Annotated in this window: 11 protein-coding genes, 1 tRNA gene, 1 pseudogene and 1 riboswitch; of the genes and pseudogenes, 10 read left to right on the top strand and 3 right to left on the bottom strand. The window is 41.3% G+C overall.

Annotated features, from left to right (window positions below):
• The first annotated feature begins 235 nt into the window (after positions 1 to 235).
• The 6 genes from SORDD15_RS02935 to hemH all read left to right on the top strand — a co-directional run bounded on the left by SORDD15_RS02935 (position 236) and on the right by hemH (position 7,783).
• Complete coding sequence (locus SORDD15_RS02935; RefSeq protein ID WP_061414169.1) at positions 236 to 2,818, top strand: DUF7601 domain-containing protein; 2,583 nt, start codon at positions 236 to 238, stop codon at positions 2,816 to 2,818.
• Positions 2,818 to 3,369, top strand: a complete 552-nt coding sequence (gene lepB, locus SORDD15_RS02930; RefSeq protein WP_061414166.1) for a PI-2 pilus system signal peptidase SipA — start codon at positions 2,818 to 2,820, stop codon at positions 3,367 to 3,369. Before SORDD15_RS02935 ends, lepB begins: the two co-directional genes overlap by 1 nt.
• A gap of 52 nt (positions 3,370 to 3,421) precedes the next feature.
• Positions 3,422 to 4,645: a DUF7601 domain-containing protein gene (locus SORDD15_RS02925; RefSeq protein WP_061414165.1), complete on the top strand. Its 1,224-nt coding sequence runs from the start codon at positions 3,422 to 3,424 to the stop codon at positions 4,643 to 4,645.
• An 18-nt stretch (positions 4,646 to 4,663) separates the two neighbouring features.
• A complete protein-coding gene (srtB, locus tag SORDD15_RS02920) occupies positions 4,664 to 5,644 on the top strand; it encodes a PI-2 pilus system class B sortase SrtG1 (protein WP_061415640.1) in 981 nt (326 codons plus the stop codon).
• A gap of 97 nt (positions 5,645 to 5,741) precedes the next feature.
• On the top strand, positions 5,742 to 6,611 hold the full coding sequence (gene srtB / locus SORDD15_RS02915; protein WP_155718768.1) for a PI-2 pilus system class B sortase SrtG2: 870 nt from the start codon (positions 5,742 to 5,744) through the stop codon (positions 6,609 to 6,611).
• A gap of 77 nt (positions 6,612 to 6,688) precedes the next feature.
• On the top strand, positions 6,689 to 7,783 hold the full coding sequence (hemH, locus tag SORDD15_RS02910) for a ferrochelatase (protein WP_061414162.1): 1,095 nt from the start codon (positions 6,689 to 6,691) through the stop codon (positions 7,781 to 7,783).
• A 42-nt stretch (positions 7,784 to 7,825) separates the two neighbouring features.
• On the opposite strand, the gene mscL is transcribed toward hemH, so the two are convergent.
• Complete coding sequence (gene mscL / locus SORDD15_RS02905) at positions 7,826 to 8,206, bottom strand: large conductance mechanosensitive channel protein MscL (protein WP_061414160.1); 381 nt, start codon at positions 8,204 to 8,206, stop codon at positions 7,826 to 7,828.
• 75 nt (positions 8,207 to 8,281) lie between these two features.
• Positions 8,282 to 8,713 carry a GtrA family protein gene (locus SORDD15_RS02900; protein WP_061414158.1) on the bottom strand — a complete coding sequence of 144 codons (432 nt, stop codon included), beginning with the start codon at positions 8,711 to 8,713 and terminating at the stop codon, positions 8,282 to 8,284.
• A gap of 28 nt (positions 8,714 to 8,741) precedes the next feature.
• A riboswitch (PreQ1 riboswitch) is annotated at positions 8,742 to 8,838 on the top strand.
• On the opposite strand from SORDD15_RS02900, the gene SORDD15_RS02895 reads away from it, so the two are divergent.
• From SORDD15_RS02895 to dapA, 4 genes are all read left to right on the top strand, one after another.
• A complete protein-coding gene (locus SORDD15_RS02895) occupies positions 8,836 to 9,348 on the top strand; it encodes a QueT transporter family protein (RefSeq protein ID WP_061414156.1) in 513 nt (170 codons plus the stop codon). It overlaps the preceding riboswitch by 3 nt.
• Positions 9,349 to 9,452: 104 nt before the next feature.
• Positions 9,453 to 9,525 (top strand) — tRNA-Thr (locus tag SORDD15_RS02890).
• Between the two features lie 359 nt (positions 9,526 to 9,884).
• Positions 9,885 to 10,961 (top strand): aspartate-semialdehyde dehydrogenase, encoded by a 1,077-nt coding sequence (locus tag SORDD15_RS02885; RefSeq protein WP_049489680.1) that lies wholly within the window; start codon positions 9,885 to 9,887, stop codon positions 10,959 to 10,961.
• 72 nt (positions 10,962 to 11,033) lie between these two features.
• On the top strand, positions 11,034 to 11,969 hold the full coding sequence (gene dapA, locus SORDD15_RS02880) for a 4-hydroxy-tetrahydrodipicolinate synthase (protein WP_061414154.1): 936 nt from the start codon (positions 11,034 to 11,036) through the stop codon (positions 11,967 to 11,969).
• A 46-nt stretch (positions 11,970 to 12,015) separates the two neighbouring features.
• On the opposite strand, the pseudogene SORDD15_RS10450 reads toward dapA, so the two are convergent.
• Positions 12,016 to 12,313 (bottom strand): annotated as a pseudogene (locus SORDD15_RS10450) (hypothetical protein); the annotation flags it as partial.

Genomic DNA, 12,313 nt, shown 5'->3' with positions numbered 1-12,313 from the left:
TGATTGAAGCGTTTTCACGAGTGAGAGACTAGTTTCCTTAAGAAATCTTCTATTATTTTTTCCATTGTACCACAGAGAAAAAGGAAAAAAAAGAGGAATCATACTAATTTTTGATTAAAAAAGTGATTTATAGACTCATATTATTTGACTTATATTATTATTTGATTTATAATAAATGGACAAATCTATTATATTGATAAAATAACTATGATAAAATTGGAATAGGGAGGATATCATGAACTTTCAAAAGATGGGGAAACGTGTAGGAATGTGGGGGCTTCGATTGGCTACACTACTAGCTACCCTGTTTTTGTGCGCCCCGATGGGACTTTTGCGAGCAGATGGCTCCACAGAACCACTCACTACTATTCATAAAACACTGACGCCTGTACAGGGAAAGACAGATGAATACGAACTCTCTCTGGACATCACCTCGACCATGGGATCAGAAATCCAGTCTGACCCTTTGGATGTAGTACTGGTCGCGGACCTGTCGGGGAGTATGAATAAGACAGACGTCCAAACTGCCAGTGGTAGCATGGTTAGCCGTATCCAGTCTCTCAAAAATACCTTGACAGGAACAAACGGACGACAAGGCTTGATTGACTCGATTTTGTCTAAACCCAATAACCGACTAGCGATTGTAGGGTTTGGAGGGAAGATAGATAATCAAAGAGTTGGTTATGTTTCGGATTCGTATTCGTATTATGGTTACACATATAGGTATTGGCCATACTGGGCAGGATACTATTCAGGGATAAACACCTACGACGACGCTAACACCATATTAGGTTGGGATTCTAACGCTAGTAACGCTAAATATGCAGCCGGTAATATGGCGATAGCAGGAGGATATTCGTTAGGGAATGAAGCTGGCATTGGTACAGGTACCAATATTACAGCTGGGATGCAGTTGGCAAATCAGTTGCTGGGAACAGCTCGAAGCAACGCCAAAAAAGTTGTTATCCTTCTATCAGATGGATTTGCCAATATGTATTATGATAGTAATGGCTATACTATCTATAACTATAATAATCAGGATGGAGTCACTGAAACTGCTCCAGATTGGTTTGAAAGAGCTCTAAATGAAGAGACAGATAAAGTTTCAAAAGAAATTGCTCCAAAGGTGGACGGCTTCTACTCTGTTAAGTTTCGCTATTCCAACTCAACGGATAGTATCTCAACTTTGAAATCCTATATCAGTAATTATAATGGAAATATCCCCAATGAAGTTTTTTTTGCCAATGATGAAAATCAGTTGCAGGAGCAGTTCAAGGAAATCACCAAGAAGATTCTTCCTTTGGGGATTCACCATGTGACCATCACGGATATTCTCTCCAAGTATGTCAAGCTATTGCCAGATAACGCCTCTCATATCCGCGTTGTCAAGGTCGAAAATGGACAGGAAGAAACTCTGGGAGCAGATAAGGTCACTCTAGAGACCAAAAAGAACGATGCTGGTCTGGTAGAAGTCACAGCTAAGTTTAACCCCGACTATATCTTAGATGATAGTGTCAAGTACGCACTCAAGTTTAGAGTCACCTCGACCCAAGAGGCAGACGATACCAGTGCGGGGGACAAGACCGTCACAGCAGATGATGCCGAGGGAGGAGATGCTACCAAGCTCTACTCCAATAAAGGTGCTAAGGTCACCTACTCTTACGGTAAGGGAAGCACACAGACCAAGGAAGTACAGTATAAGGAAAAACCAACCTTTAGTCCAAGAGGACCTCTGACTATACCTGTAAAGGTTGAGTGGAAAGGTGTGACAGATGGTACCGTCCCTCATGCACCGCAACCTGAAAACCTCCAACTCACCCTCGTCCAAAAGGGCAAGGACGGAGGCCCTGATAAAGAAAACTATCGAACAAGCACTGCCCAAAGGCAAGATGTTAGACTAAGAAATGCAAGCTTTGACAAGGTAGCGAGAGGCTATGACTATGAGGTCAAACCACCAGAAGCTCCAGGTTACACGGTCGAAGTAGAAAAGACAGGCACAGCAGAACAGCCATCCTTTAAAGTCGTCTATCGTCAACTCCCGACCCTTAAAGTTACCAAAATCGCCAAAGGCAATAACATCATCCGCAACAAAGGCTTTAAGATCAATATCGAACTAACAGATGCAGACGGTCAACCAATTAATGGTACCTTTGGAAAAGTGAAAGTGACCAACGGGAAAGCGCAGATCAGTCTCTTACGGGAGCATAGTGAAGACCTAAAATATTTACCGCGAAATGCCCACTACAAGGTGGAAGAAGATGCAGAGTCAAGAGTCGGATATGATGTCCAGTATGATAGCAGCAAAGAAGGGACACTGGATGACGATAAGCAAACGACTGTTACCAACCGCCGTCTGCCCCGTCTGTCTATCACCAAAAAAGTCACTGGTGTCTTTGCCAATCTCTTGCAGTCCTTTAAAGTCGACGTCCGCCTTACAGATGCCAAGAATCAACCCTTGAATGGGGAGTATGAAGTTAATAATAATGGCAAAATCGAAAAAGTGATGGTCAAGGATGGACTGCTCACCCTCGAGCTCAAGAGAAATCAACACCCAACCCTCTATGACCTTCCTCTTGGTGCCCACTATCGTGTCGAAGAGCAAGCTGAATCTTCACGTGGCTATCAAGTTACCTATGAAAATCAAGAAGGAACCCTTGATGCTGATAAGGCCGCAACGGTTACTAACGATAAAAACAGTATACCTGAGACTGGCGTGGATTTCTTGAGTAGCGAACTGATGTTAGGGATCATCCTTCCCTTATCAGGGCTCCTCTTTACCATCTTTCTCGGTCATCTCGTGGTGAATAGGAGGAAGTAATGCTGCTAGGAAAAAAGAAAACCAAAACCGTGGCGCAGGTCAACAGGGATAAGTCTCCACCGAGTGTCTGGGGAGATGTCCTCTACTTAGTCAGTAAGCTCCTCATGGTCGCAGTCGTACTCGTGGCTCTCTACTACCTAGTCTTTGGCCTAGTCAGGTACAATGACGATGGCATGAAACCAGCCCTCAAAGATGGGGACCTTGTGGTCTACTATCGGCTGGACAAACGCTACTCGGTCGGTGATCTCCTAGTCTATAGCTACAAGGGCAAGGAGAGGGTGGCGCGCGTGATCGCGACAGAAGGAAGCACCATCGATATAAACGAAAACGGTCTCATCATCAATGGCTCGCCTCAACAAGAGCAGGACATCTATAAGGAAACCCTGCTCTATAAGGAAGGAATTACCTTTCCGATAAAGGTGCCACCCGGACAACTCTTTGTCCTAGGGGACAATCGAACAACAGCAGTAGATAGTCGGGCATTTGGGACTATCCCCATAAAGGATACCCAAGGAAAGGTCGTCACCGTTCTCAGAAGACGAGGCTTTTGATGCAAGAGATAAAAGAAAATAGAAAAGATAAAAGATAAAAAAAGGAAAACTTATGAAAAAAACATTTTTGAAAAAGTTAGTCACTGCAAGCGTTGCGGCCCTCACAGCCTTGTCGGTGTTTAGAGGAGTGCCAACATTTGCGGATACTGTTGTAAACACGCCAACTGCCGACACAGATATTCGAGTATCAATTCGTAAAACATTGAATATCGCTGAAGGAGTTACAACACCAAATGCAACTTTTAGTTTCCAATTTAAGCCTAAGCAGGTAGATGCTGATGGAGTTCCAAATGCACAAACTGTTCCTATAGTAGATGTAACAAACATTCCTGATAGAACTGTTACATATGGGAAAGATGATGCTTTGGAAGCAGGTAAAACAAATATTCAAAAAGAATCAGATAATATTTTTAAAGATATTACCTACAAATATGCTGGTGAATATGTATATGACGTATCTGAAGCTAAAACAGGATGGACTGCAATCACCAAAGATAACCAAACCATAGATGAAATGAAATTTGATGAAAGCAAGTATGAAATGCATGTTTTTGTTAAAAATAAGAAAAATGGGCAAGGTACTTATATTTCAACTGTTTATTTTAAAACGGTAAAAAATGGTTCAGCTACCACAGAAAAGAAAAATTCAGAAACAAGTAAAACATTTAACTTCACTTTTGATTTATTTACTAATACATACCGTAAAAACGCAGGTAAGATAACAGACCCTAATGATCCTACTCCAAATAATCCTAATCCAGATCATGTAAATCCTAAAGCGAATTCACTTGTCATTAAAAAATTGATTTCTGGAGATCTTGCGAGTAAGACAAAAGATTTTACTTTCAAAATCACATTCAAAAAAGGGTCTACTGATGAAACGGGTATTTTCAGAGGTAAAGTAGGAGAAAAAGATTTCGAGTTTAGAGATGGAGAAACAAAGGAGTTTACACTTCATCATGATCAATCCCTTGTTTTTGCAACTCTTCCTGCAGGTACACGTTATTCCTTAGTTGAATCAGGAACACCTGGTTACACCGCTTCAGCATCATGGCAAGAAAATGGAGCTGATAAAACTCAACAGGGTACTCAAGCAACTGACTTCTCATTGACTAATCTTCTTGTAGGTGAAAAACCAAATGACAACACTATCACCAATACATACCAAGACGTTACCCCTACTGGTCTCTTAATTGACAACCTTCCATTCATTTTGATGATTGGTCTTGGTTTGGCTGGATTTGTTGTCTTGTCTAAAAAACGTAGAGAAGCCTAAACGGTTGGGGGATAGATGATGAAAACCAAGCGTGAGAAACCAAAAAAGAGTCTGTCTAGGCGTTTCGTTCTGGCTATAGATGGGGTGATCAATCACTTGCTGCTCTTGTTGGCAGCGCTAGTATTTCTCTTTGGTTTTTACGCTCTTTGGGATTCCAACCAAGTCTACTCACTAGCCTCTTCTAGCGAGTATGAGGCTTATCGGCCAGTCGCTCCGACACAAAAGGATGAGCTGGCTAGTTTTACAGGCTTCAGCAAGCTTCAAGAACTCAACCCCGAAGTTCTCGGTTGGATCAATGTCTATGGTACCAATATCGACTATCCTTTAGTACAAGCCAAGGACAATGAAAAGTATCTCAACAAGGACTCCAAGGGTGAGTTTGCAGCGACAGGTGCTATCTTTCTTGATGCGAGAAATAGTACCAACTTTGATGATTTTAACACCATCATCTATGGCCACCACGTGGAAAATGGCGTCATGTTTGGAGACGTGGCAAAATTTTCAGATGCGACCTATTTTGACCAGCATCGTTATGGGAGTATTTACTACAATGGTGTAGAAAAGGGGATCGAAATCTTTGAGATGCTAGAGGTCGATGCCTATGACTTTAACATCTATGATCCAGGAATACAGGGTGAGGACCGCCAGCAGGCCTATCTAGACCACCTGCTCTCAGTTTCCATGCACAAGCGGGATATCTCACTCTCACCGAGTGATCGTATCATCCTGCTCAGCACCTGCTTTCTAGATGTGACCAACGGGCGTCATATCGTGGTCGCAAAGATCACAGACACCGTTCCCCAAAATACCTTCCATACTAAAAAAGCAAAACCATTCCCGTATAGTGTCTTTGACGACTCGTCATTTGGACGTTTCCTCTCATCGATCCCTCTATGGATATGGTATATCATTTTGTTTGTATTGTTCTTATTATTGATTTTCTTGCTCATCATTCTCTACTTGATCTTACGTCGTAGAAGAGAGGCGCGAAAGTCATAAAGGAACCATCCCTACTGACTAAGGATGAATAGGAAAAAGGCGGTTTATTGTCCCGCCTTCTTTCCTTTTTAGAGAATAGAGAGAAAGGAGTGCCTGAATGGCAAAATCCCCTTCCAAACGACGTTTTTTTCTAGTGCCTTTTCTACTTTGTTTGTTGGCAGTTGTGGGCTGGCGATCAGTGGCTGCTAGTGACTATGATCACTACAATCCCATTGAAAAGGATGCTTCAAGTACAGGATTTGAAACTCTCCAACATCTTAATCAAGATGTTTGTGGTTGGATTAGCATCGATGGGACCAAGGTCGACTATCCGCTCCTGCAAAGTCGGGATAACATCAAGTATCTAGATCGTAATGCTTTTGGCGATTATGCGGTGACGGGCTCTATTTTTCTCGACTATCGCTTTAATCCTAACTTTACAGACTTTAATACCATCATCTATGGTCACTCCATGGCTTCTGGTGCTATGTTTGGGGAGATTCAAAAATTTGCGGATCAAGATTTTTTTGAAAAGCATCGCTATGGTTCTATCTACTACAATGGTCGTGAACGTGGTCTTGAGATATTTGGGATTTTAGAAGTAGATGCCTATGATACGGAGATTTATCGAACCTTGAGTTCCAACGATGAGGAACATCAGGCTTACTATCAATATCTGCTGAGCAAGGCAAAGTACAAGCGTGATGTTTCCTTGACTTCAACGGACAAGATTGTTTTGTTAAGCACCTGTTTCCTTAATATTACAAACGGACGACATATCCTCTTAGCTAAAATAACGGATGCACCAGTAAAAGCATCCCAGGATAAAAGTGGGGAAGCAGTAGGAACACGCTATTTTGACCAAGGGCTACCAACGCATTGGATTTATATCCTTGCCTTTCTTCTCCTGATTATCGTTATTTTACTCCTTGTCGTTATCATCCTAATCATGAGACGAGATAGAAAGACAAAAGAACAAAAAAAATAGTAGACGTCGGAAACGTTTACTATTTTTGTCTTTCATGATAGAATAGATAGTGAAAATAATATCATAAGGATGATAACATGAAAAAAGCTATATTAACGATGACCTTTGGTTCTCCAGAGGAGATTAGTTTTGAAGGAGTAGCAGAATTTTTTACAAACATTCGTCGTGGAGTTAGACCCAAAAACCATGAGATACAGACCCTCTATGACAACTACGTCCTTATCGGTGGGACGCCTTTGCAGCGGATTACAAGGGAAGAAGTTGCTTTAGTAAGAGAACGTTTAGGGGAGGAGTACGGTATCTACTTTGCCAATAAGTTTTCTCGCCCCTTTATCCCAGACGTAATCAAGCAGATGGAAGCTGATGGCGTTGAAGAATGTATCTGCTTAATCCTTGAGCCACATTATTCTTTCTATTCGGTTATGGGGTATGAGAAATTCTTAGAAAGTAAACAGATTCGTTTTTGGGTCATTAAGGACTGGTATCAGGAGCAGCCTTTGCTGGACTTCTGGACAGATGAGATTGGAAAAATTTTACGAGACGATGTAGGAGAAGAATCCTTCAAGGTAATCTTTTCAGCCCATAGCGTCCCCATTTTTGCCTTGGACTTTGGAGATCCATATATCGACCAGATTTTCGATAATAGCAAGCTCATTGCTGAACAGCTCGGCCTAACAACCGACCAGTATACCAATACTTGGCAGAGCGAAAGCGATATTGGAATTCCTTGGATCAAGCCAGATGTTTTAGAATATTTGCGAGAACAAAAGCAACATCCAGAGCATTACATCTTTGTCCCGATTAGCTTCATTAGTGAGCATATCGAAGTCCTCTTTGACAACGATGTAGAATGTTATGACTTGTGTCAAGAATTAGGTGTAACCTACCATCGTCCACCTATGCCAAACACAGACTCTCGTTTAATTGATGCTTTAGTTGATACTGTAAGAGCCAATGAACAAAAAGAATTTAAGGAATTTCTCCCAGAAGAAGAAACCTTTGATGAGCTAGCTCCGTCAGCAACCACTAAGGATATTATGGAGGAGACAGACGACCTTCAGATGCCAGAATTTGTCAAAAAGCTCATTGAGAAAAAAGGCCGTGAAAATGTCAAAATGCCTTATCTTATCAAGAAGATGCTAGAAAAGGCTGGGAAATTACCAAAAGAGTAAAGAAAAAAAGGATTTGGCTTTATGCTAAATCCTTTATTTGTTTTATTTTTTCTCAAGAAGAGCTTTGATTTCTTGAAGAACTTCAAGTTCAGTTGGACCAGCAGGAGCTTCCTCAACCACTTCCTCTTTTTTACGAAGGCTTTGAGCTTTTTCAATACCTTTGATAACGAAGAAGAGAACAGTACCAACTACAAGGAAGTTGATGATAGCGCTCAAGAAGCTACCGTAACCAACACCATTCCATGAAAGTTCTGCAATACGCTCAACGTTCGCAGCTTTCAAAGCTGGGTTCAAAATAAGTGGAGTGATGATATCGTTGACAAGAGAAGTCACGATGGCACCAAAAGCAGAGGCAATGATCACACCGACAGCAAGATCGACAACATTACCACGAAGCAAGAATTCTTTAAGATCCTTTAACATTTTCTTTTTCCTTTCAAAAAAATTCTCTTAATTATATCTTAAAAGATGAGGGAATGCAAGTCTAATGCTCAGATCCTACCTTTTGAAAATATAAACTTTACTGAAAACATAATTTAAAATGATAATCAAAATTTGCGCTAGGATAGTTTCAATCGTATTAACCCTATCTATATTAAATTCGACAAACTGGCCAATAATATCAGGAAAAGTTGTAACAAAGATATAAGTTAAAAGAACGTCAAGACCAAGAGTAGAAAGACGAGCTAAGAAAAACTTAGCCAGGCGGGTTGGCCAATTCCTTCTCTCTTGTTTAAAGACGATTGTATCATTTGTGAGAAAGGCAAAGAGAATCCCGATAATATTTGCGAGGGCAGTTGCGAGGATTTCCTGATGACTGATATGGTAAATAACCAAACGTGATACAATAGAAACCAGAGTAGTAGCACCACCAAAAAATAGGTAGGAGAGGATTTCGTTATCAAAGAAAGCTTTTATTAGTTTTTTCATGATTTTAGTATAGCATAAAGTTATATATTGTGCTATACTGATAGGGTTGATAATCTCAACCCTTGGTGCTTAACTTCTTTCACCAAGCATATTTTACGTGGATAACCGCCAAAGGAGAAACAATGAAAAAATTAACTGTTCGTGATGTGGCTGAAATTGCCATTGTGGCTGCTATTTATGTCGTCTTGACCATCACCCCACCGCTCAATGCCATTAGCTATGGAGCTTATCAGTTTCGTATTTCTGAGATGATGAATTTTATGGCCTTTTACAATCCCAAATACATCATTGGTGTGACTCTTGGATGTATGATTGCTAATTTATTTAGTAGTTTTGGCCTAATAGATGTCTTTGTCGGTGGAGGTTCTACCCTAGTTTTCCTAAGTCTAGGTGTATGGCTCTTTGCAAAATACAGCAAAGATTACCTCTTTAACGGATTGATTCGAAAAGATCATTTCTTCTTTTCAATTCTCTTCTCCATTTCAATGATTACCATTGCAGCTGAACTTCATATCTTGACAGAAGCTCCCTTCTTCTTCACATGGTTCTCTACTGGAATTGGTGAGTTTGCATCACTTATCGTAGGTGCGATTTTGATTGGTAAACTAGGACAGCGAATCGATCTAACAAGATAAGAAGTTTATAAGCTAGATTCTTGCTAAATCTAGCTTTTTTCATTCTAAAAATTAAAAGAGAGCGCTTGACAAGAACATAGAACTATAGTATACTTTTTAGGTAAGCTGATTTAGCTCAGTTGGCAGAGCGCATCCATGGTAAGGATGAGGTCGCCGGTTCAATCCCGGCAATTAGCATGATAGAAGTAAAATGACCTTGGGAGACCAAGGTTTTTTCTTATCTATCTGTATAAATGAAGTTAAAGCGTTTTGGCTGTTGACAAAAGTGCCCCTATCTAGTAGAATAGTAGATGCGATGAGTCGATAGGTAGTCTTCGGACTGCTATTGAGCATAAGGAGGTCATAACGCAGGAGCGGACCTTGATGAGTTGTGTGAACCTGCTCATCACATGAAGATGCCTCTTAGTCTCTGGTTTTGTGCCAGAGACTTTTTTATTTTCAAAAGCATGTACAAAAAAACTTTTCAATTGGTTAAAAAAGTAGTATAATAGGGGCATTAGAAAATTTTTAGAAAATTCTTATAAAGAGGTTTGATTATGGGATATACAGTTGCTGTTGTTGGTGCCACTGGTGCTGTGGGTGCTCAAATGATTAAAATGCTGGAAGAATCCACTCTTCCAATTGATAAAATTCGTTACCTTGCTTCTGCGCGTTCAGCAGGCAAGACCTTGAAATTTAAAGACCAAGACATTACCATTGAGGAAACGACTGAGACAGCTTTTGAGGGTGTTGATATTGCCCTCTTCTCAGCAGGTGGTTCAACCTCTGCTAAGTATGCTCCCTATGCTGTGAAAGCTGGAGCAGTAGTGGTGGATAACACTTCTTATTTCCGCCAAAATCCAGATGTTCCTTTGGTTGTTCCAGAGGTCAATGCCCATGCTCTTGATGCCCACAACGGGATCATTGCCTGCCCTAACTGTTCAACAATCCAAATGATGGTGGCCTTGGAGCCTGTTCGTCAGAAGTGGGGCTTGGATCGTATCATCGTTTCAACCTATCAAGCGGTTTCCGGTGCGGGTATGGGAGCGATTCTTGAAACACAACGTGAACTTCGTGAAGTGTTGAATGATGGTGTGAATCCACGTGACTTGCATGCGGAAATCTTGCCTTCAGGTGGTGATAAGAAACACTATCCTATCGCCTTCAACGCTCTTCCACAAATCGACGTCTTTACAGATAACGACTACACTTATGAAGAGATGAAGATGACCAAGGAAACCAAGAAAATCATGGAAGATGACAGCATTGCCGTTTCAGCAACATGTGTGCGTATTCCAGTCTTGTCAGCTCACTCTGAGTCAGTTTATATCGAAACAAAAGAAGTGGCTCCAATCGAAGAAGTGAAAGCCGCTATCGCAGCCTTCCCAGGTGCTGTTCTTGAGGATGACGTAGCGCATCAAATCTATCCTCAAGCTATCAATGCGGTTGGTTCACGGGATACTTTTGTTGGACGTATCCGCAAGGACTTGGATGCGGAAAAAGGTATCCACATGTGGGTTGTTTCAGATAACCTTCTTAAAGGTGCAGCTTGGAACTCTGTTCAAATTGCAGAAACTCTTCACGAACGTGGCTTGGTTCGTCCAACAGCTGAATTGAAATTTGAATTAAAATAAGCAAACTTTAGGTGCTGGGAGGTATCTCAGCACCTTTTTGTATCCAAAATAAACTAGAAGGAGAGCATCACCATGTCTTATCAGGATTTGAAAAATTGTAAAATGATTACTGCCTTTATCACCCCGTTTCATGAAGATGGTTCCATTAACTTCGAGGCTATTCCTGCCTTGATTGAGCATTTATTGGCCCATCATACAGACGGCATTTTGCTAGCTGGAACAACTGCTGAAAGTCCGACCTTGACCCATGATGAGGAATTGGAAATTTTTGCTGCTGTTCAAAAGGTTGTAGCTGGTCGTGTTCCTCTGATTGCAGGGGTCGGAACCAATGATACACGAGACTCCATTGAGTTTGTCAAGGAAGTAGCGGACTTTGGTGGTTTTGCAGCTGGACTTGCAATCGTGCCATACTACAATAAACCTTCACAAGAAGGAATGTACCAGCACTTTAAAGCAATTGCGGATGCCTCAGATTTGCCTATTATCATTTATAACATTCCAGGGCGTGTGGTTGTCGAATTGACTCCAGAAACCATGCTTCGTTTGGCTGACCATCCAAATATCATTGGTGTTAAAGAATGTACCAGCTTAGCCAATATGGCTTACTTGATTGAGCACAAACCAGATGAGTTTTTGATTTATACGGGTGAGGACGGAGATGCTTTTCATGCCATGAACCTTGGTGCAGATGGGGTTATCTCTGTTGCATCCCATACAAATGGAGATGAGATGCACGAGATGTTGACTGCTATTGCGGAAAGCGATATTCAAAAGGCAGCAGCTATTCAACGGCAATTTATTCCCAAAGTCAATGCCCTCTTCTCTTATCCAAGTCCTGCTCCAGTTAAGGCAGTTTTGAACTACATGGGATTTGAAGCTGGACCAACTCGATTACCTCTAGTTCCAACACCAGAAGAAGATGCCAAACGCATTATCAAGGTTGTCGTAGACGGCGATTACGAAGCGACCAAGGCAACTGTAACAGGAGTCCTTAGACCAGATTACTAATAAAGACAATAAAATCCATGACCGAATGAACGATCATGGATTTTTCTTATTTTCCTAAACAGAATTGGCTAAAGAGTTGGGTGATGAGTTCATCTGGAGCTGCATCACCAGTGATTTCTCCGAGAATTTCCCAAGTGCGAGTCAAGTCTACTTGCAGTAGATCAACAGGCATTCCCAGTTCCAATCCTTGGTTGACAGCTTGCAGGCTTTCGACTGCCTTTTCAATCAAGGAAATATGACGGGCGTTAGACAAGTAAGTAGCATCTTGCTCAACCAAACCAGCATTTTCAAAGAAGAGGTCATTAATACGCTCTTCAATCTTATCAATATTTTGGTTTTTCAGG

The organism is Streptococcus oralis (genome assembly GCF_001578935.1).
GTDB lineage: Bacteria > Bacillota > Bacilli > Lactobacillales > Streptococcaceae > Streptococcus > Streptococcus oralis_R.
This window is presented reverse-complemented; position numbering and strand designations above follow the sequence as displayed.